Annotated in this window: 18 protein-coding genes; 14 read left to right on the top strand and 4 right to left on the bottom strand. The window is 52.6% G+C overall.

The annotated features are described in order from the left end of the window. Nucleotides 1–125 precede the first annotated feature (125 nt). A complete protein-coding gene (locus J4E05_RS18350) occupies nt 126–254 on the top strand; it encodes a hypothetical protein (protein ID WP_256376780.1) in 129 nt (42 codons plus the stop codon). 22 nt (nt 255–276) lie between these two features. Continuing rightward, nucleotides 277–1,653 (top strand): TPM domain-containing protein, encoded by a 1,377-nt coding sequence (locus tag J4E05_RS18355; protein WP_349598592.1) that lies wholly within the window; start codon nt 277–279, stop codon nt 1,651–1,653. A gap of 73 nt (nt 1,654–1,726) precedes the next feature. On the opposite strand, the gene J4E05_RS18360 is transcribed toward J4E05_RS18355, so the two are convergent. The 4 genes from J4E05_RS18360 to J4E05_RS18375 form a co-directional block, all read right to left on the bottom strand. Continuing rightward, nucleotides 1,727–2,035 (bottom strand): AtuA-related protein, encoded by a 309-nt coding sequence (locus J4E05_RS18360; protein ID WP_085590351.1) that lies wholly within the window; start codon nt 2,033–2,035, stop codon nt 1,727–1,729. Nucleotides 2,036–2,037: 2 nt separating this feature from the next. Further along, entirely contained in the window at nt 2,038–3,375 is a 1,338-nt protein-coding gene (locus tag J4E05_RS18365) for an acyclic terpene utilization AtuA family protein (protein WP_349598595.1), read from the bottom strand. Beyond that, entirely contained in the window at nt 3,372–5,237 is a 1,866-nt protein-coding gene (locus J4E05_RS18370) for a TRAP transporter permease (protein ID WP_349598598.1), read from the bottom strand. The genes J4E05_RS18365 and J4E05_RS18370 overlap by 4 nt, the downstream gene beginning before the upstream one ends. A 62-nt stretch (nt 5,238–5,299) precedes the next feature. After that, entirely contained in the window at nt 5,300–6,268 is a 969-nt protein-coding gene (locus J4E05_RS18375; RefSeq protein WP_085590346.1) for a TAXI family TRAP transporter solute-binding subunit, read from the bottom strand. Nucleotides 6,269–6,405: 137 nt separating this feature from the next. Between J4E05_RS18375 and J4E05_RS18380 the strand changes: the two genes are divergently transcribed. From J4E05_RS18380 to J4E05_RS18435, 12 genes are all read left to right on the top strand, one after another. Beyond that, entirely contained in the window at nt 6,406–7,335 is a 930-nt protein-coding gene (locus J4E05_RS18380; protein WP_349598601.1) for a LysR family transcriptional regulator, read from the top strand. A 226-nt stretch (nt 7,336–7,561) separates the two neighbouring features. Then, the gene (locus J4E05_RS18385) at nt 7,562–8,551 is read left to right on the top strand and encodes a TRAP transporter substrate-binding protein (RefSeq protein ID WP_349598604.1); all 990 of its coding nucleotides are present in this window, start codon (nt 7,562–7,564) and stop codon (nt 8,549–8,551) included. 196 nt (nt 8,552–8,747) lie between these two features. After that, nucleotides 8,748–9,185 (top strand): TRAP transporter small permease, encoded by a 438-nt coding sequence (locus J4E05_RS18390; RefSeq protein ID WP_349598607.1) that lies wholly within the window; start codon nt 8,748–8,750, stop codon nt 9,183–9,185. Beyond that, nucleotides 9,182–10,612 carry a TRAP transporter large permease gene (locus J4E05_RS18395; RefSeq protein ID WP_349598609.1) on the top strand — a complete coding sequence of 477 codons (1,431 nt, stop codon included), beginning with the start codon at nt 9,182–9,184 and terminating at the stop codon, nt 10,610–10,612. Before J4E05_RS18390 ends, J4E05_RS18395 begins: the two co-directional genes overlap by 4 nt. A gap of 5 nt (nt 10,613–10,617) precedes the next feature. After that, nucleotides 10,618–11,490: an isocitrate lyase/PEP mutase family protein gene (locus J4E05_RS18400; protein WP_085590452.1), complete on the top strand. Its 873-nt coding sequence runs from the start codon at nt 10,618–10,620 to the stop codon at nt 11,488–11,490. A 193-nt stretch (nt 11,491–11,683) separates the two neighbouring features. After that, nucleotides 11,684–12,214, top strand: coding sequence for an RNA polymerase sigma factor (locus tag J4E05_RS18405; protein WP_246832917.1), 531 nt, complete (start codon nt 11,684–11,686; stop codon nt 12,212–12,214). Nucleotides 12,215–12,457: 243 nt separating this feature from the next. Next, on the top strand, nt 12,458–13,417 hold the full coding sequence (locus J4E05_RS18410) for a FecR family protein (RefSeq protein ID WP_349598614.1): 960 nt from the start codon (nt 12,458–12,460) through the stop codon (nt 13,415–13,417). A 171-nt stretch (nt 13,418–13,588) separates the two neighbouring features. Continuing rightward, a complete protein-coding gene (locus J4E05_RS18415) occupies nt 13,589–15,961 on the top strand; it encodes a TonB-dependent siderophore receptor (RefSeq protein ID WP_349598617.1) in 2,373 nt (790 codons plus the stop codon). Between the two features lie 105 nt (nt 15,962–16,066). Next, nucleotides 16,067–17,233 (top strand): MFS transporter, encoded by a 1,167-nt coding sequence (locus tag J4E05_RS18420; RefSeq protein ID WP_503012354.1) that lies wholly within the window; start codon nt 16,067–16,069, stop codon nt 17,231–17,233. Beyond that, nucleotides 17,223–18,359, top strand: a complete 1,137-nt coding sequence (locus J4E05_RS18425) for an ABC transporter substrate-binding protein (protein ID WP_349598620.1) — start codon at nt 17,223–17,225, stop codon at nt 18,357–18,359. The genes J4E05_RS18420 and J4E05_RS18425 overlap by 11 nt, the downstream gene beginning before the upstream one ends. Beyond that, complete coding sequence (locus J4E05_RS18430; RefSeq protein WP_349598623.1) at nt 18,356–19,423, top strand: FecCD family ABC transporter permease; 1,068 nt, start codon at nt 18,356–18,358, stop codon at nt 19,421–19,423. The genes J4E05_RS18425 and J4E05_RS18430 overlap by 4 nt, the downstream gene beginning before the upstream one ends. Continuing rightward, nucleotides 19,417–20,217 (top strand): ABC transporter ATP-binding protein, encoded by an 801-nt coding sequence (locus J4E05_RS18435; RefSeq protein WP_349598626.1) that lies wholly within the window; start codon nt 19,417–19,419, stop codon nt 20,215–20,217. Before J4E05_RS18430 ends, J4E05_RS18435 begins: the two co-directional genes overlap by 7 nt. The last annotated feature ends 64 nt before the right edge of the window (nt 20,218–20,281 follow it).

A 20,281-nucleotide genomic window follows, 5' to 3' on the forward strand; every position in this document is an offset into this window, starting at 1 on the left:
TCATGTTGATGAAGGGGGGATCATTTAACGGTGTAATTTCTTTTGGTTGAATGTTTTTGGTTGTATTTTAAACTGACGCGCCAAGAAGGTGTGCTGTTAACTGTTGGTCTGTCTGGCCCGTAAATTTGCGTGCAGATGTATTGATTTACGAAGTGGAGAATGCATTTGCAGCCGATATTCGTGCCATGCCGCCTGAAACCCATTGCGGTGACAATGCCGGAGCAGGCTGGCGGCTGGATCAAAAATATCGTTAAAAATTCCGCATTTATGCTTCTTGTGCTGGCGTTTTTGCTAGCTGTTCTGGATGTTGCAAATGCGGCGGCTTACGAGCGCACGGCACGTTATGTCAATGATTACGCGTCTCTTCTTACACAACAGAAAGCGGGTGCCCTTACGGCGTCCCTGAAGACATTTGAAGATAAAGAACTGATCGAAATTTCGGTGCTGACGGTTGAAAAGTTCCCGGAGAACGAGGAGGGCATTGATGCATTGCTTGACGATACTTACCGGGACTGGAACATGGGTAAAACGGAAACAGAATCCAGTTCGTATAAACAAAGGGTTCAGGCATTTGCCAAAGAACAGAACCTTGCGGAACAGGTCAGAACCAAATCACTGGAAGAAGTCATTAAGAAATACGCCGGAGTGATGCCGGAGGAACGCCCAGGTGGTCGTGCTGTTTTGGTCATATTTTCAAAAGAAGACAAAGCGGTTCGGGTCATAAATGGTAACGGATTTGGTTTGGCCAAAGGCGAGTGGCGGGAACTTGGCATTTATCAGTTCAGCCCGATTTTGACGCACAACGATATGGCCAAAGCAATCGAATTGATTGTCGATATCGTACAGCGTCGTTCCCTGAACATGTTGGAAACAGCAGATAATTTTTCTGCCGATTATCCGGGGTTTCGTGCGCCGCTTCACCGCTTTTCGTTAAAACGATATGACCGGTATGTAAATGATTTTGCCGGGTTATTGTCGCCTGCAGTAACAGCCAGCCTTACCAGGGACCTGCAAGACTACGAACAAGAAAGCGGCACGGAGATATCGGTGCTGACGGTTCATTCCTATCAGGCGGTTTCGTCTCAGAAAAGTTGGGAAGGTTTTGCCACCGAGGTTTTTCGCGATTTTGATATTGGCGGGAAGAACATTTCTCATTCCGAAAACAAGGGTGTGTTGTTTATCGTTTCGGATGAAGACCGCAAAGTTCGGATTGAAATGGGTGCGGGTTATTCAGGCTTATACGACACCGTTATGAAGCAGGTGGTCGATAACGTTACGCCGATCCTGAGTGATGCAAATTACATTGGGGGAATTACCTATGGCGTCGCGCAAATAATTGACGCAACCCGGGCTAATGTCACCTATTGGCAGTGGTATAAGTGGCCAATTTTCGCAGGCAGTGTTGTTTTTCTATCGCTTGTTGTCGCAATTCGAAATCGCTTGCAAGAATATGTCGCAATTCATTGGCTAATTGCTGGCTGTATTGGCTCGGTTGTCATTGTTGTCTGCCAAGTGCTTTTTAAGGTCTTGAAGGCAATTCCGCATGGAAACCGTAATCGCAATTATCATTATCACGGCGGCATTGATGGTGGTTTTAACGGCGGCGGCGGAAGCGGCGGAAGTAGCGGCGGCGGTGCATCCGGCAATTTTTAACTGTCAAAATGCCGTCATTTGCCAGGTGCGATTTGGGGGCCGCAACAAATTCGTTGCAGGTATGCTTCACTTCCTAACGCCCCGGCATTTCAATTTCCAGCATGGCCGATGCCAGGCATTTGCCATGCGCATCAAGTGCCAGAGACCGTGTAACGCCACCGCCAAGGGCGTTATGCAAAACGAAGTTCAAAGCCCCTAATTGTGGCAATTCGTAGCGTTCTACTGCACCATTGGCGATGCCCACGAGACACTGTTTGACATATGCCGGTGTCAGCAGATCTGCCAGCATTGCGAAATCACGATTGTCATAGGCAATGACGGAAATGTTGGAGATATTGCCCTTATCACCGGTGCGGCAATGGGCGATCTGGTGCAGACGCATGGTTAAACCTCCAGCATTGTAATGGTGGGCATGATCAGGGTTTCGTCGATCAGGCCTGATACAATGCCAACAATTTGCCGGGCGGACCGGGTGACGCCGCCGCCTGCCGCCGGGCCATTCAGATACAGGCTTTCGACCTCTTCGCCGATCCGTTGGGCATTAGCCAACGAAGATGTGCGGGCGGTAAAGCGGGCGCGGATTTCGGGGATGGTGGCTATATCGCCGGTATAGGCCCCCAAAACGGCATCGAGCCCTATCAGATCGCAGCGTATTTCCTGACAGTCGACTGCGGTGATTTTCAGGCGTTCGCGCACGATATCGAGCGCGAGACGACCGCGCGCAACACAGCCCACACCGGCATAGGATATTTGCCCTTCGCCAATGAATGAATCGACATAGCCAACCGAAACTTTCAGTGTGCCGGTACGGGCATGACCAGATCCGCCGGTAATGGCAATGCGGTTTGGCGCGACCTGTTTAATCATCACACCGGAAAAATCGGCAATGACGTCGGGTTGTAAATAGCTGGCCGGGTTGTGGACTTCGTATAATAGTTGTTCGGTGCAGGTCGCAACACTGACAATGCCGCCCGTGCCGGGGGTTTTGGTGATGATGGCATCGCCATTTTCAGATACTTCGGCAAGGGGAAAGCCCAAACGGGCGATGTCGGGCACATCCTTTACCCCGGGGTCGGCGAAATAGCCGCCGGTAATTTGTCCGCCACATTCCAGCAAATGCCCAACCAATGTGCCACGCCCGAGTTTTTGCCAGTCATCCATCGACCAGCCGAATTCGTAAATTTGCGGGGCGAGAAACATGGCCGGGTCAGCCACGCGGCCAGTCAGAACAATATCGGCACCGTTTGCCAAAGCGTCAACAATTGGTCCTGCGCCAAGATAGGCATTGGCCGAGATAACCGGTTTGTTAAAGGCCGCCAGTGTTTCGCCGGTTTCCATCAGGGTGAAAGTGTTGGCATCAAGCTGGTTGTGAACATCGTCCCCGCAGACCACGGCAATGCGCAGGCCGGTTAACCCCAGTTCACGGGCGATTTCCAGTGTCCGTTGACCGGCCATAACCGGATTGGCCGCCCCCATATTGGAAATGATACGGGTTTTGTTGCGATGACAAATGGGTAAAACCGCCCGCATCCGGCGTTCCAGCAAGGGATCATAACCCGCGTTCGGGTCGGCCATCCGGGCCTGTTGGGCCAGGGCGATGGTACGTTCGGCCAGGCATTCAAATACCAGATAATCAAGATTACCATTTTGCGCCAGTTCGACGGCAGGTTCAATGCGGTCACCGGCAAAACCGGCCCCGGTACCAATGCGCAGGGTTTTCATGACCGGGCCTCCTGTGCCGGTTTATGGGCGCGGGACCAGTAATAACACCCCGCCAACACGGCAACGGCAATGACGGGTGCCAGCACAAATGACCAAATGGCAAGAGCGATGCATACCAGCAAAATCGCGCGATCCAGCCAGACATGCCCCAGCAACCGCTGCCCGCCCAAAAGGGCCGGAATGGCGAAGACCAGCACCAGCCCCGAGATGCAGGCATTGCCAATTTCAAGGGCACCACCACGCCCTGTCATGCCGGGATAAATCAGCAACAGGAACGGCACGATATAGGTGACGGCACCCAGGCGAACCGCCTCGACCGCTGCAGGCAACCAATTGGTATTGGCAATGCCGGAACCGACAAAAACCGCCACGCAAACCGGCGGAGTGATCACGGAAATGGTGGCGAAATAAAACACGAACAGATGCGCTGTTAACGGATCAACCCCAACATTGATCATGGCGGGGGCCAAAACCGCGGCAACCAGAACATAAGCCGCTGTGGTTGGCAGCCCCATGCCCATGATCAGACAGACAAGGGCAACAATTAACGCAACCAGCACAATGGAATTACCGGCAATGGCAACGATCATGGAACTCAGCGAGACGCCAATCCCGGTCATGTTGATCATGGAAACCAGAATTTGTGCCCCCGCCAGCAACACCCCGATAATGACCATGCCCTTACCGGCATCGGCGATGCCATCGATCACGCGTTGGGCCATGTCAGCCGCGGTGAGTTTGCCAAGTGATGTGACAACAAAGGCTATAAGCAGGCCGACAATGCCATAAAAGGCAGATGTAGCAACCGACCGGCCCATAAAAATGCCAATACCCAGCCCGGTAAGCGCAGCAATGATGGGCAGAACGCGACGCCATTGCAAAATATGCGACCAAGCGGGTAATTCATCATCGGGGACAAGGCGCAAGCCGCGCCGTACCGAAATGATATGTACAGTCACAAAAACCGACAAATAAAACAGCAGCGCCGGGATAACGGCTGCGACCATGATGTCGACATAGGAAACACCCAAAATTTCGGCCATCACAAAGGCGGCAGCGCCCATAATCGGCGGGGCAATTTGCCCGCCGGTGGAGGCAACGGCCTCGACCGCGGCCGCGAACGGGGCAGGGTAGCCAAGACGTTTCATCATCGGGATGGTGAAATTGCCGGTGGTGGCGACGTTGGCAACGGCAGAACCGGAAATCATGCCAAACAGGCCGCTGGCGATGGTGGCGATTTTGGCAGCACCGCCTGGTTGGCGACCGCCCATGCGCATGGCAAGGTCCATAAAACTTTGCCCGCCGCCGGTATGAAGCAAAAGCGCGCCAAACAGCACAAACGCAGCAATGACCGTGGCGGCAACGCCGGTTAGCATGCCCCAGATACCCAGATCGCCGAGAAAAATGGTTTCGGTGACAAAGGCACTGTCAAATCCGCGATGGCCCAGAATGCCCGGCAGGTTTTGACCAAACAGGGCATAGGCAAGACCAATGACCACCAGCAATGGAAAAATGATACCAACCGCCCGGCGACCAATTTCAAGAACCGAAATGACAAGGCAGGTTGTTAGCACCATGTCATAGGATGTGGCCCAGGGCAGGGTGGTCATGATTTTATCGTAGTTAATAACGATATAGCCACAGGCGGTGATCGTAAGGGCAGCAATGAGGATGTCAATCAACAGCCCCATTGGCCGCCATTTTGTATCCTTGCCCAGCGGATAGATCGCCAGACCAAGACAGACCACCAGGGCGAGGAAAATCGCACGCTGTATCAGACTTTCAAATGGGCCAGAGGCGGCAGTATAAAAGACAAAAGCCCCCACAAGCACAGCAAGCCCGTTTTGCACACGCAACAGCATGGCGAATTTCCTCCCGGTTGGTCGTTATTTTTATTGTTATGATTATTGTTGGTTATGCACGATCAGCTTTTGGCAGGGTCCAGACGGGCTGGAATATCGTACCCGTGTTCGCGGAACCATTTGGCCGCCCCGGGATGAAACGGGATGGTGCCGTATTGTAACGTCAGTTTTGCCAGATCGGCCCCCTTGACGCTGGCCATGGCTTCGCCCTGAACAGTTTTGTCGGACATGATCGCATCAACAATTTTATAGGCGGCATCTTCGGACAGTTTCATGCCCGCAGCGACACCGACACCAAAGCTCCAGGTGGAATAGGCCGGGATGCCATCGGATGCGCCAGCAGGAATATCGACCAGCGAAATGTCGGGCATTTTTTCCGTCAGCGTTTTCTTTTGATCGTCGGTCAGGCTGAGAACACGGATCGGAGTGAAGGTGGCAATATCGATGGTGGAACTATCGAGTTTTTCGCCAGCACCGGATTTTACATAACCCGCCAGACGGTTATCCTTGATCATGTCGACAACATCGGTGGTAGAGCCACGAACATAATCGGCCGTCAGACCCAGGGTCTTAAAGACGGCTTCGGTGGTGCTTTCGGTGGCAGACCCCTTGATGCCGGGGTTAAAGCGGACTTTCGCCAGATCGGTCAGGGATTTGACACCGGAATCTTCGCGAACAATAACGTTTTGCGGCGCACCGGTATAAACCCACAACAACCCGATATCGAGCGGATGGCCCTCAAATTTGTTGGTTCCGGCCACTGCGTGCTGTGCCACATTGGTGGTGACAAGGCCAAGGTCGATCTGGTTGCGTTCAATGCGACGTAAATTATCCATCGTGGCGCCGGTTTCAACAACCGAGGCTTCCAGACCATCGGCCTTTTCGTTGATCAGTTTGGAAACGGCAACGAAATAACCATAGTGGCTGGACGAGGCAGAGGTGGAGCCAACAAGCAGTTTTTGCTGGGCCATGGCGGGAAAAGACAGGCCAATGGCCAACGCGCCCGCAAGCGCAAGTGATTTGAGTTTCATAATTATTCCTCCCGAGTGCCCGGCTGGCGGGCTTTTCTGTTTATTACGACAGATTATTGGTTTTGTTATTCGTAATGTTCAAAAGTGTGCCTGATATATTTTATTGCCTGAAGTGAAAAAAACGCGATAATTGATGCATGAAACGCATTAATGCCGATATTGACGAAATGCGGGCCTTTCGGGCCCTGGTGGACATGGGCAGTTTTCGAACGGCCGCCGAAGATGTTGGCATGTCGCCATCGGCGTTAAGCCGACAGATTACCCGATTGGAAAACCGTGTAGGTAGCCGCCTGTTTGACCGCGATACCCGCAATGTCGCACTGACCCCGCAAGGGCAGGTTTTTTTGCGATTGGCAGAACGCATTTTAAACACTACCGAAAATGCCATGCTTGAATTTGCAGCTTATCAGGCGGCACGACGAGGACGGTTAACCATTGCCGGGTTGCCATCGGTAACGGCAGGGTTATTGCCCAAACTGGTGCAGCAGTTTCTGGATGCGCACCCGGATATCGATGTACAGATTAATGATGTGCTTTCGAATGGTATTATTCGGGAAGTTGAACTGGGCGAAGCCGACCTTGGATTTACCGCCGGTGCGGTTGAGGTTTCGGAACGGTTATCGTTTCAAAAACTGTTAACCGACCGCTTTGTTGCCGTGGGGGCAGCGGGCGGACCGCTGGAGGAACGCCGGACATATGGCTGGCATGAACTGGTGAATCAGCCTTTTGTGGCGATGGCGACGGGCACCAGTGTGCGAACATTGACCGATGCGGCCTGCGCCCAGCAGGGATTGCTGTTTCGGCCCCGGTTTGAAGTATCGCATCTGGCAACAGCAGGGGCATTTGTATCGCAAGGGTTGGGGGTAACCGCATTACCCGCCCTGACCTTGCCGGTATTAGGGCGCGAGCCGCTTATATTTCGGCCGCTGGGCCAACCGGAATTATTACGTGATATCGGCCTTATCTGGCGGTCTGGCAGGACATTGTCGCCTGCGGCGGTTGCCTTTCTGGAGCTGGTGCGCAAAAGCGACCTTGCGGCACAGATCCCGGACCCGTTCGCGCACTAGATTAATTTACAAACCAGCATGCCGTAACGGCAACAGGTGTTTCAACGGGAAGGACATGTTTGAAGTTCATGGCGTTTTCGTTGCAGGGCGACGTTCAACCGCAAGTGCCGCCAATTTGTAAAATTTATCAGAAGGGCGAAAAGATGTTGAACAAATGGGGTAATTTAGACCATCTTCGCGCAGGATTGGAATTGATTGTAATTAAAAAACTCAGAGGGCGTTCATCATGAAAAAAATTGCCATGGTCGCTGCCTTGATGGCAGCGGTAGGAGTGAGCGGGGCAGCACAGGCCGCCGATGTTACCTTGCGGATTGCATCGCAGCTTCCGCCGAAAAGCCACATTGTTCAGAACCTTGAGCTGTTTAAAAAAGAAGTAGAAGAAAAATCGAACGGCGATATTTCTGTCGAAATTTATGATTCAGCGACCCTGTATAAAGACAAGGAAATTCCCAGCGCGGTTGGTTCCGGGTCTATCGAAATGGGTTCGGCCTCGCTAACACGTTATGCTGGTGATGTGCCCGCTGTTGACGTTTTTTATCAGCCGTTCCTGATTGATTCCGAGGCAAAGGTGCGTGCCGCAGTCGCGCCGGACTCACCGGTACGTGGCCCGCTTGACAAAGCCATTGCCGATACCGGATCGACGGTTTTGTGGTGGCAGGCATATGGCGGCACTGTGATGCTGTCCAAAGGTGCGCCGATCCACACACCGAAAGACCTTGAAGGTAAAAAAGTACGCGTATTTGGCAAATCGCTGGGCCAGTTTGTTGAAGCGGCCAATGGCGCACCGACCCTTATTTCAGGTTCGGAACAGTATCTGGCCTATCAGCGTGGCACGGTTGATGTGGGCATGACCGGCATTTCCGGCGTGAAATCGCGGAAATTGTGGGAAGTGATGGACACGGTTACCGTTACCAACATGGCCGATGTCGAGTTTCTGGTCATGATCAATACCGATTTCTGGAAGGGCCTGACCGAAGATCAGCGTGGTATTATTACTGCTGCGGCGCGCGATGCCGAAAAGGACGTTCGCGACCGGATGAGCGCGATTGAAGCCGAAGCTTTCAAGGAATCTGAAGAAGCCGGAATGACAATTTACACGCCAACCGAAGAAGAAGTGAAACAGTGGCGTGCTGTTTCCCAGCCGGTATATGATTCCTTCCTGAAAGAAGCCGGCCCGCTGGGCAAGGAAGTATTTGACGCGGCGAAAAAACTTTAAGCCTTAATCATTTGGCTAGATGATGATGAAGGGAACACCGCCCATGCCATCGGGCTGGCGGTGTTCCTGTCTGTTTCGTTCCGTATATTCACCATAGGAAAGGTGAGGGTGGCGTTTTGGGCCGCCCGTCACGCATTGTCCCACGATGTATAAAAGATTTATTGTTTCGCTGGCCTGGATCGGAGCGCTGCTGTTTGTGGCATCTGGACTGATGCTGAGCTGGGAAGTGGTTGCCCGATATTTCTTTGTCAAGCCGACCATCTGGGCGGCGGAGCTATCGCAGCTTTGTCTGATTTGGGGCGCGCTGATCGGGATGCCGTGGGCGTTGGCGACACGGCGTCATATCGCAGTAGATGCCATAACCCGCCTGTGCAGCCCAACGATGCAGCGTGTGCTGGAAATTCTGGCGATGACGATCATTGCGCTTTTTTCAATTATGGTGATGTGGAAAGGCTTTGGCATTTTCTTTGAAAGCCTGGAACGGGGACGGACAACCGGGTCTATGCTGGATTTGCCCACCTGGATTTCGGAGTTACCGGTTGTGATCGGTTTTGCCTTGCTTGCTGTTCAGGCCGTGATTGAAATTGTGAATGTCCTGCGGGGCAGGGAAATTCCGCAAGGGGCGCACGAATGACCATTATTCTGACGCTGATTGCGCTTTTTGCGATTTTGCTGATCCGTGTACCGGTGGCGTTTGCCCTGGGCGGATTAGGCCTGGTGATGTTGATGCTGGGCGGGTTTTCGCCCTTGATGGCGCCCCAGGCGATTTTATCGACGCTGGACGGCTTTATTTTGCTGGCTGTGCCGTTATTTTTGCTGATGTCGAATGTGCTGCTGCAAGCCGGGGTTGGCAAGGATTTGTTCGCCGCCGTTAGTGCATGGGTTGGACATTGGCCGGGCGGGCTGGCTGTGGCGACAATTTTGTCGTGCGGCGTGTTTGCGGCTATTTCCGGGTCATCGGTGGCAACGGCGGCGACCATTGGCACGGTGGCGATCCCGGAAATGATTAACCGGGGTTATAACAAACGCTTTGTTTATGGCTTGCTGGCAGCCGGTGGCACATTGGGCATTTTGATTCCGCCGTCCATTCCATTAATTATTTACGGGTTTGTTACCGAAGAATCTGTGATTTCGCTGTTTTTGGCCGGGATTGGACCGGGCATTGCCCTGTTGGTATTGTTTATCATTTTTTCAATGATATATGCCCGTTTTGGCGGCCAGACGCCGGAGCCGAGAAAAAGCTGGAACGAGCGCTGGACAGCCACATTCAAGGCCTTTCCGGCAATTTTGCTGGCTGTGTTGATTATTGCCGGCATTTACGGCGGGGCCTTTACCCCGACTGAGGCCGCCGCAATCGGCTTTTCGGCGTCACTTGCGATTACGGTACCGATTTTACGCCTGCCTGCAACCATGCTGGTGGCGGATGCGGTTTATTATCTGGTTTTTGGCGGGCAGGGGCCGGTTATTGGCTATTTTATCGTGCCGGTGCTTGTTTTTGGCCTGTTCCGGGCCTTTGGCGGGTTGACCACCCGCATGAATATCCGCGTGACCATGCCTGCGCTTGACTGGGAGGGCATTAAACGGGCCGCGTTTGAAAGCATGGCGACGACGGTGGCGGTGATTTTGATCATTGCGGGGGCCAAGGTATTTGGCAAGGCGATTACCCTGTATCGTATACCGCAGGATATTTCGGTTTTGATCAGCCACAATGTTGATACCCAGCTGGGCTTTGTGCTGGTGGTATCGGTTGTGTTGTTGTTGATGGGGCTGGTGTTTGAAGCCCTGTCAATGGTGTTGATCATGACGCCGGTATTGTTGCCTGCGGCCATGGCACTGGGCATCGATCCGATCTGGTTTGGTGTTTATATGGTGATCATGGTTGAATGCGCCCTGATAACGCCGCCCGTCGGGATGAATTTATATGTTATTCAGTCCGTGGCAAAAACAGCATTGGGTGAAGTGTCAAAAGGGGTGTTTCCGTTCATCCTGTTGATGTTTTTTACTGCTTTCCTTTTGTATGTCTGGCCTGATCTGGCCCTGTATATTCCGTTTAAAATGTGATGAAAATGACACCTGCAAATACCCTGCGTGCGATGCTTGCACGCGATGAACTGATTACCATGCCGTGCTGCTTTGATGCGCTTTCGGCCAAACTGGTTGAACAGGAAGGTTTTGGCCTGACATTTATGTCCGGCTTTTCGGCTGCGGCAGCGCGCATTGGCGAACCGGACCTTGGATTGATGTCCTATGGTGAAGTGCTGGACCAGGCACGCAACATTACCGATGCAGTTTCGATCCCGGTAATTGGCGATGGCGACACCGGATATGGCAATGCAATGAATGTGATGCGCACCGTTAAGGGTTTTGCCAAGGCGGGATGTGCAGCAGTGATGATTGAAGACCAGGTTGCCCCCAAACGTTGCGGGCATACCAAGGGCAAGGAAGTGGTGGGGCGCGATGAAGCGTTTGACCGCATTCGCGCCGCCGTTGATGCCCGCGACGCCGGGGCCGATATTCTGATTTTGGCGCGGACGGATGCCCGCCATGAACATGGCTTGAGCGAAGCCATTGACCGGGCCGCCAAATTTGCCGAACTGGGCGCGGACATTCTGTTTGTCGAGGCCCCCAAATCGGTTGATGAAATGCGCACCATTTGCGATGCCCTGCCGGGGGCAAAAATGGCGAATATTTTAGAAGGTGGTGAAACGCCGGATCTATCGCCAGTCGAACTTCAGGAAATCGGTTTTAAAATTGCCGCATATCCATTGTCCCTGATGGCCGCAGCTATGAAAGCAATGGTGCAAACCCTGCAACTGTTAAAAGCCGGGTCACCGCGCGACCAGATGTTGATGCAATGGCCGGAATTGCGCCAGCGGATCGGGTTTGATGACTATTATGACCGATCGGCCCCTTATGCAACGTCGCGACGCGATAAATAGGCCAAGATAAATTTTAAAAAAATCCCCGTATGGCAATTGTCTGCGGGGATTTTTTTATGCATTGCATCAGATGCAGCGCGGCTATTTGGAAACTGCCGGATTTCCATGACATTGGCATTTGCAAGTGATTATCATTACTGATATTGTCCGATGCAAATTGAATTGATTTATGCCTTAATGCCGTGGATTTGAAATGAAACTGGCGATAACGTTCTGGCGCAAAAACCTTGCGCGGCTGTTTGAAGACCATCGTCGCCAACTGGTATCGATGGCGGTGCGGCGGGTGCGGGACCGTGACGTTGCTGCGGAACTGGTTCAGGATGTTTATGTCCGTCTGATGCAGGCAGGCAGTGCCGGTGCCAATGACGCCGACACCAAAATGCTATATGCGTCGGTTCGCAATGCCGTGATTGACCATCATCGCAGTACGGCCACGCGTAACCGGGTTATGGACCATTTAATGCCCAGCCAAATGTGGGTGCGCGAAACCAGTTCACCCCAAGACCATGCCGAAGCGCGCCAGGCCTTAAGCGCACTTGATACCGCCTTAAAGGAAATTACCCCACAGGCCCGCGACATGTTTATTGCGCACCGGATTGAGGGCATTTCTAACGCCGAACTTGCCAAAAAATATGGCATTACGGTAAGTGCAGTTGAAAAACAGCTGGCCCGGACGATGCGCCATTGTCAGGAAAAACTGGCGGACCATCTGGATAGGTCGTGATGCCAGATTGCGTTGATCGACGCCGATCGACCGGACACATGATGAGCAAACGAGCTTTTTTAACACCGGCCAGATGCGTCGCAGGTTACCGGGTAACATATCCGGGACGTTATTTTGCAACCAGTTCCTATGGCACGGATGCGGTTATTTTCTCGTCATTCGTTTTCGGTTATAGAAGAACAATCGGAGACAGGTTGCGGATACGACCCTCACCGATTTTCAGTGTTGTTTGACCGGAAGCCCATGCGAAGCGATTGCCAGCCGAGTGAAGACCAGAAGGACGAAGCAGCACTATGGCATGCCAAACGTGCGGGCGGGTCCATGTCTGAACAGGATGAAGCCGATTTTGATGCATGGATGAATGCCGATAAAGCCAATCGGCTTGCGTTTGACCAAATGCGGGTTTTGTGGGCCCGGATCGAACAACCGGCACAGCGTGCGGCACAAAGCCGCAAACGGTTTGGCTTATCGGGTTTGAAACGTGTTTTCACGAAACGACGGTCGCTTGCGGGTGTTGCTGCCATCGCAATGGTGTGCGGGGTGATATGGGCGGCCAACCCGAACATGATCGTAAACTGGCAGGCCGATATTGTGGCCGGGACAAATGATATTACCACAATAACCCTGCCAGACGGGTCGACGGCGTTACTAGGTGCAAACAGCGCCCTTGCCACTGATTTCACCGGTAATCATCGCGAAGTTCGCCTGTTACGCGGGCAGGTACTGTTTGATGTTGTTCATCGGGACGGAGACGCCTTTCGCGTGCATACCCCTGATACCGACATCGAAGTGGTTGGAACGCGGTTTAACGTGGATAGCCTGAGCGATAAAACGGTTGTGACAGTTGAACGCGGCGCGGTGCGTGTAAGCAACCAAAAAGACAGGCACGGTGTGCTGCTAGGCCCGGACCAACAGGCACGCAGCAATGGCACCCGTGTGGTAATGACCGACCATGTTGACAGCACGCTGGCCCTGTCATGGATGAAGGGACGGTTAAGCGTTCAAAACAGCCCTGTTCGGGATGTTGTCGCCAAGCTGCAAAATTACAGCACAGCCCGTTTAATTGTATTGGGAGATGCGGGAAATAGCCGGGTTTCCGGCAGCTTTCCAACCCGCGATGTTGATGGATCGTTAAAAACTGTGGCGGATGCGGTTGGGGCAAAAGTGATAGAAACATCGCCTTGGGTCACCATTTTATATTGAGATTGCGAAAAATTCGCAAAAAGTGATTTTTCGATGTGTGGGTTTGCAAGCCCCGCTCGTTTGTCTTGTTAGAAGCAGGGGATCTGCTTGGGAAGACAGATATTGAGGAGTGGGAAATTGCGATCCGCACAAGAAATAAAAAAATCACGTTCCGTTATTGCAGCCCTGTTAATGTCAAGTGCACTGGTTATTCCTGTGCTGGTGGCACCGGCCAGTGCCGACGCCCAGCAACAGAACCAAACAGCAACCTACCATTTTGATATTACGGCACGGTCATTGGCAGGGGGAATTGCCGGGATCGGTGCGGCATCGGGCTGGCGTATTGCCTATACAATTGACCTGCCAGCGATTGAAAACGCGCGGGTCATTCGTGGCGACATGAGTGTGCCAGCCGCAATCGATACGTTGTTAAATGGTACGGGCCTTGGTTATCGCATGACCGGCGAAAATGCCCTGATCCTGATTGATCCCGCCGACGGGGCAATACCGGGCGAGGGTGCCATGCTGGACCCGATCCGGGTGGAAGCCGATGCACAAACAACCGATTTACCGGCTGTTTATGCCGGTGGGCAGGTGGCAACGGGCGGCCAGATGGGCCTGTTGGGCAATACCGATTTTATGGACGCCCCGGTGAGCATTACCAGCTATACCAGTGAAAAAATTGCGGATCAGCAGGCAACAACCATTGCGGACGTTTTAAAAAATGACCCGTCAGTCCGTACGCTTAGCAGCAGTGGCGGTATGCTGGATGCGTATTCCATTCGCGGATTTGCGATCAATACCGGTAATTCAGGTGAAGTTGCGTTTAACGGATCTTACGGGGTGGCGCCGACATATCGGGCGTTGTCAGGTTTTGCCGAACGGATAGAGGTACTTAAAGGCCCGGCAGCCCTGTTAAATGGCATGGCACCCAATAGCGGTGTTGGCGGTGTGATTAACATTGTGCCCAAGCGCGCGGGTGACACCGATTTAAACCGCGTAACGGCCGATTATGGCCCTGGCGAACAGGCAGGCGGACGTGTTGATTTTAGCCGCCGATATGGGGACAACAAGGAATTTGGTGTGCGATTTAATGGCGGGTACCAGGGCGGTGATACGGCACTGGATCATCAGCACCGCGAAAGCACGCTTGGGGCTTTGGCCCTTGATTACCGGGGGGATGATTTTCGCGCCACATTGGACCTGATTGATCAGCGTGAAGATTTAAATGCACCGTCGCGGGAATTTCTGGTTGCCAGCGGCATTTCCATGCCAAACGCGCCCGATGGTGCCAAAAACGTAAGCCATGCCTGGGAATGGTCCGAAGCGGTTGATCAATCGGTGGCGCTGGGGGCTGAATATGATGTGAACAACGAAATCACCCTGTTTGGCCATGTTGGCGGCGGCAAAACCCAGGTTGATCGCCTGTTCGGTTACCCGAAAATTCAAAATTCGGCAGGGGATACACTTGACAGTGTATCCTATATGAAATTCCAGACCGAACGGTGGTCGGCCGATGGCGGCGTGCGCAGCAAGTTTGAAACCGGCGCAATTGACCATACGGCGACCTTTCAGGTCAGCCGGTATCAGGATATTTTCCGCCGCGGGGCGGTTTATGACAATACCAGCCTGGCATCTAACATTTATGCCCCGGTGGCAAACCCTGCTGTCAATATCAGCGGGCCATCCTCGAAACCGAAATTATCGGAATCCTCGCTAACCGGGATAGCCATTGCCGATACGATGGGCGTGTTTGACGACCGCGTGTTGCTAACCCTTGGCGCACGGCATCAGCGTGTTGAATCTGACAATTATACATCCGGTGTGGTTTCGTCGTCTTATGACGAAAGCGAAATTACGCCGATGGTGGGTGTGGTGGTCAAGCCATGGGAACATGTCTCGCTTTACGCCAACTATATTGAAGGGCTTAGCAAGGGCGACATTGCACCAAACACGGCATCGAATGCCGGTGAAGCGATGGCGCCTTACGTTGCCAAACAATATGAAACCGGTGTGAAGCTGGATTTCGGCACCATTGGCGGCAGTTTGTCAGCCTTTCAGATTACCAAGCCGTCGGGCCAGACCACCAACAACGTTTATAACAGTGATGCCGAACAGCGAAATCGCGGGTTGGAACTTAGCCTGTTTGGTCAGGTTACCGACGATGTTCGATTATTGGGCGGGGTTATGTTGCTTGATGCGGAACTAACCAAAAGCAGCACGGCGGCAAACAAAGGCAATCGTCCGGTGGGTGTACCCAAAATACAGGCGAATTTAACTGCCGAATGGGATACGCCTTTTGTTGACGGCATGACGGTTAGCGGCACGGTGAACCATACATCAAGCCAGTATATCGACAGTGCGAACACACAGGAAATTCCCGACTGGACCACGCTTGACATCGGTGTGCGTTATAAAACCGTTGTTTCACAAACACCGATTACGGTACGCGCCACTGTGCAGAACGTTACCAACGAACATTACTGGTCCAGTGTGAACAGCTATAGCATGGTGTCGCTTGGTGCACCGCGCACGGCGTTATTTTCCATCACGGCGGATTTTTAACCGGTCACATACAGGATGATTTTTAAACCTGATATGTGGTTGTCAGTACGATGGCAAATACATGTGTTATTTGCCATCCAGCTGACCTCGATGGGTGCCATGGAAATGAGCGGGCCTTTTTGGCCCGTTCATTTGCGCTCGCTCGCCACATCTGACAGCCAGTTTACCCTTGCCAGTATCGCGGTTTATATCGGCCCGATGCTGGGCATTATGCTGACCAGTACCTTCTGGGGGCGGCTGGGTGACCTATATGGTCATAAAGCCATGATGATGCGGGCGTTGTTTGGTCTGGCGGCAACGCAATTTGCCCTGGCTTATGCCAATGATGTACCAACAATTTTGGCCCTACGGTTTTTACAAGGGGCATGTGCGGGCTACATTGCCCCCGCGCAGGCTTATGGTGTTAGCATCGAAGCCCCGGCGCGTCGGGCAAAACTGTTTGCCTATTTGCAGGTTTCAACCAATTTGGGATCGCTTGCGGGGGCCGTGATTGGCGGTGTTATCCTTGATCATGCGGCGTTTTTCTGGATCAATTTTTCCGCAGCTATAATGTGTCTGGCCTGCTTGGCGGCCGTTTGGCGAATTTTACCTGCCGTTGCGCCACAACATGCAAAAACCGGCGCAAAGGCACAAAAACCAGCCCTAACCCCCGATAAACGAACAACAAGCGTTTTAAAATCACCGCAAATTTTCTCGCTTTTGGCGATTTTGGGCCTGTTATTGCTATCGCGCATGGTGACCCAATCGCCGTTTTCGATTTATGTGCTGTCGATTTTCAAGGTCGAAAACTGGCTTGTCGGCTTTTGTTATGGCGTGCTGGCATTGGGGTTTGTTTTTTCGGCATCCTTATGGGCGCGCTATTTTGAAGGCAAAAACAGGCAAGCCATTTTAACCCGGTTATGTGTCATCATTGCAGGCTGCATTGTGGTCACGGTGCTCGCGGGGTTAACCCGGTCTATCGTGGTTTTTGCCAGCCTGTATTTTGTCTGGGGGGTGTTGCTGGGTGCAACAACTCCGGTTTTAACCACCTTAATATCACGCGCAACACCCTACGACCGACAGGGGCGTATTTTAGGCTTCACACAAAGCCTGTCGCAATTTTCGTCCATTGGCGGCATTGCCATTGGGGGCTGGTTTGCCCAGGTGGCAGGATTTTCCAATTTGTATTTTCTGGTGGCAGTTTTTTACGCCCTTGGTCTGGCAGTAACCATACTGGCACGTGCTAAGGCTGCCATAACAGCCCCAGGACAGGAGGCGATACATGATCGTTAAATTAACCAAGCGCCTGATCGTTACGGCAGGTTTTATGCTGATCGGCGCAGGCATGGTATGTGCCAAGCCAATAACCATCACCGATATTGCCGGGCGCACGATGACGGTTGATGCACCGGTACAACGGGTGGTTTTAGGGGAAGGTCGGCAGCTTTATATTATTGCGGCACTGGACCGTGAAAATCCGGCCAAACGCATTGTTGGCTGGCGTAATGACATGATCGAGGCAGACCCGGGAACCTATCGACAATATCGCAAGAAATTCCCTGATTTTGATAAAATACCGACCTTTTCCGGGCTTGAACAAAGTCTGATCGATATTGAAACCACCATCGCGCAAAAACCGGATGTGGTTTTTCTAAACCTTGAAACGCAAAAGGCGGTCGAAGAAGCCCGTTATGTTGAGAAGCTCGGCGCATTAGGTATTCCTGTGGTTTATGTCGATTTTCGCCATGACCCGGAAAAAAACACCAACGCGTCCATCCGCCTCTTTGGTGAATTATTTGGTCAACAAAAGCGGGCCGAGGCATTTATTGCGTTCAGGACTGAACAGATCCGTCGCGTAACCGACAGGTTAGCGACAGGCACATTCACCCGCCCCAATGTGTTTACCGACCGCGCAGGCGGTTTTTATGACGATTGCTGCCATTCATTTGGCAAGGGCAATTTCGGGGCCATGGTAGAAATGGCGGGCGGCCATAATGTTGCCAGTGATATTATTCCGGGTACATTCGGGCAGGTAAATGCCGAACAGGTGCTGGTTTCAAACCCGGACCACGTGATTGTTACCAGTGCCAACTGGGAAGCCTATGTTCCTGGCGGGCACTGGGTACCCGTCGGGCCGGGGGCCAATTGGGATGAGGTGCAAAAAAAACTGGCTTTTTATCCAACCCGCGCCGCCTATCGCGGGATTAATGCACAAAAACAGCATGGTTTTCACGCCATCTGGCATCAGTTTTACAACAGCCCCTATCAATTTGTGGCCCTTCAACAACTGGCGAAATGGTTTCACCCCGACCTGTTTGCCGACATTGATGCCAATGAAACGTTTCGTATGCTGCATGAACGATTTTTACCGATTGATTACCAACCGGGATATTTCGCCACCTTGCAGGTTTCGCCATGACCGGAATGAAAACAGAAGCAATGACTATGGTTGGTGGCGGCAATTACCGTAAATCGGTGCGTCGCCGGGTGTGGTTGCTGGCCGGTTTGGGCATGTTGCTGTTTATATCAATGTGCCTGGATTTATCGCTGGGACCAGCGCGGTTTGCCCTGGCGGATGTGATCCGTGCCGTTATCACGCCGTCGGAGGTTTCTGATCAGCTTGCCGTGGTGATATGGGATATTCGGATGCCCATTGCGGCAATGGCCGTTGTGGTGGGGGCCGCATTGGCGATTGCCGGTGCCCAAATGCAAACGATATTGAACAATCCCCTTGCCAGTCCCTTTACACTGGGTATTTCAGCCGCCGCCAGCTTTGGTGCCGCCCTTGTTTTGGCATTCGGGGTGTCGATATTGCCGGTTGCCAGCGCCTTTATGGTGCCGCTAAACGCATTTTTTATGGCGATGCTGGCGGCTTTGCTGATTCATGTTTTAAGCATGCGCCAAGGTGTTAGTGTGCAAACCATTGTGCTGTTGGGCATCGCACTGGTGTTCAGCTTTAACGCCTTATTGGCACTGGTGCAGTTTTTAGCATCGGCCGAAGCCCTTAGCGCTGTTGTCTTTTGGACCATGGGTAGCCTGACCAAGGCAACATGGCCGAAGTTTTTTATGACATCGGGTTTATTGATTGTCATTTTACCGTTTTTTGTGCGCCGTGCATGGGCCTTAACCGCCATGCGGCTGGGCGATGACAAGGCAGCCAGTTTTGGCATTAATGTTGGTCGATTGCGACTTGAAACCTTGTTATTGGTCAGTCTGTTATCGGCCATTCCGGTTGCATTTGTTGGCACAATTGGCTTTGTCGGGCTGGTAGGGCCGCATATTGCGCGCCTGATGATTGGGGAAGACCAACGGTTTTTCCTACCGGCATCGGCGTTATCGGGGGCGTTGTTATTATCGGTCAGCTCGGTTGCCAGCAAAATGATTATTCCAGGTGCGATATTACCGATTGGCATTGTCACATCACTGGTGGGCATTCCGTTCTTTATTTCCCTTATTCTGTCGAATTCGAAAAAATCATGGTGACATTGCAACTACACAAACTGGGCGCCACATTTGGCAAACGCAGTATTTTGACCGATATTTCGGCGGGACCGTTTCAGAGTGGCGATGTTGTTGCCGTGATCGGACCCAATGCAGCGGGGAAATCGACCCTGTTTAAACGCATTGCCGGTTTAACCGCAGGGACCGGCACGGTAAAGCACACCATTGAGAATATAACAGACCGCCAAACCGGCACCCCACAGCCAGGCAGCATTTGTTATATGCCACAAAACCTGACAGCAAATGCGGTTTTATCGGTTTACGAAGCGGTTTTGCTTGCCCGCAAACAGGGGGCGTCGTGGCGGGTTAACGACGGCGATATTGCAATCGTTGATACAACACTGGCCGCCCTTGGGATCCTTGAGTTATCGGAACGCAATATTGGCGCATTAAGTGGCGGGCAACAGCAACTGGTCGGGATTGCACAGGCACTGGTACGTGAACCTGATATTTTGCTGATGGATGAGCCGACATCGGCACTAGACTTGTCACGCAGCCTTGAAGTGCTGGAATTTGTGCGCGATTTGGCCAAACAACGGGGCATGATCATTTTTGTCGCCATCCATGATTTGAACCATGTTTTGCGCTATGCCGATAAAACCATGATCATTGCCGATGGCAAACTGGTGGCAAGTGGTAATACCCATGATGTTATTACCGACACGATGCTTGCGGATGTTTATGGCGTACGGGCCAGGCTTGAGGAGTGCCGATTAGGCATTCGCCATGTGATGGTTGACGGAACCTTGAAATCCCGGATCGGGTTTCGAGGTTAACTCGATGTGGAGGGAGTGGGCGGCAGTATATGCTGCCTGGTACTGCCGCCCGCCGTAGTTAGCT

Source organism: Thalassospira sp. NFXS8, assembly GCF_040148805.1.
Lineage (GTDB): Bacteria > Pseudomonadota > Alphaproteobacteria > Rhodospirillales > Thalassospiraceae > Thalassospira.

Bases quoted from the DNA above. Each gene is read 5' to 3' on its own strand.
- J4E05_RS18360 (WP_085590351.1), bottom strand. From the start codon at position 2,035: ATGCGTCTGCACCAGATCGCCCATTGCCGCACCGGTGATAAGGGCAAT.
- J4E05_RS18365 (WP_349598595.1), bottom strand. From the start codon at position 3,375: ATGAAAACCCTGCGCATTGGTACCGGGGCCGGTTTTGCCGGTGACCGC.
- J4E05_RS18370 (WP_349598598.1), bottom strand. From the start codon at position 5,237: ATGCTGTTGCGTGTGCAAAACGGGCTTGCTGTGCTTGTGGGGGCTTTT.
- J4E05_RS18375 (WP_085590346.1), bottom strand. From the start codon at position 6,268: ATGAAACTCAAATCACTTGCGCTTGCGGGCGCGTTGGCCATTGGCCTG.
- J4E05_RS18380 (WP_349598601.1), top strand. From the start codon at position 6,406: ATGAAACGCATTAATGCCGATATTGACGAAATGCGGGCCTTTCGGGCC.
- J4E05_RS18385 (WP_349598604.1), top strand. From the start codon at position 7,562: ATGAAAAAAATTGCCATGGTCGCTGCCTTGATGGCAGCGGTAGGAGTG.
- J4E05_RS18395 (WP_349598609.1), top strand. From the start codon at position 9,182: ATGACCATTATTCTGACGCTGATTGCGCTTTTTGCGATTTTGCTGATC.
- J4E05_RS18400 (WP_085590452.1), top strand. From the start codon at position 10,618: ATGACACCTGCAAATACCCTGCGTGCGATGCTTGCACGCGATGAACTG.
- J4E05_RS18405 (WP_246832917.1), top strand. From the start codon at position 11,684: ATGAAACTGGCGATAACGTTCTGGCGCAAAAACCTTGCGCGGCTGTTT.
- J4E05_RS18410 (WP_349598614.1), top strand. From the start codon at position 12,458: ATGCGAAGCGATTGCCAGCCGAGTGAAGACCAGAAGGACGAAGCAGCA.
- J4E05_RS18415 (WP_349598617.1), top strand. From the start codon at position 13,589: ATGTCAAGTGCACTGGTTATTCCTGTGCTGGTGGCACCGGCCAGTGCC.
- J4E05_RS18420 (WP_503012354.1), top strand. From the start codon at position 16,067: ATGAGCGGGCCTTTTTGGCCCGTTCATTTGCGCTCGCTCGCCACATCT.
- J4E05_RS18425 (WP_349598620.1), top strand. From the start codon at position 17,223: ATGATCGTTAAATTAACCAAGCGCCTGATCGTTACGGCAGGTTTTATG.
- J4E05_RS18430 (WP_349598623.1), top strand. From the start codon at position 18,356: ATGACCGGAATGAAAACAGAAGCAATGACTATGGTTGGTGGCGGCAAT.
- J4E05_RS18435 (WP_349598626.1), top strand. From the start codon at position 19,417: ATGGTGACATTGCAACTACACAAACTGGGCGCCACATTTGGCAAACGC.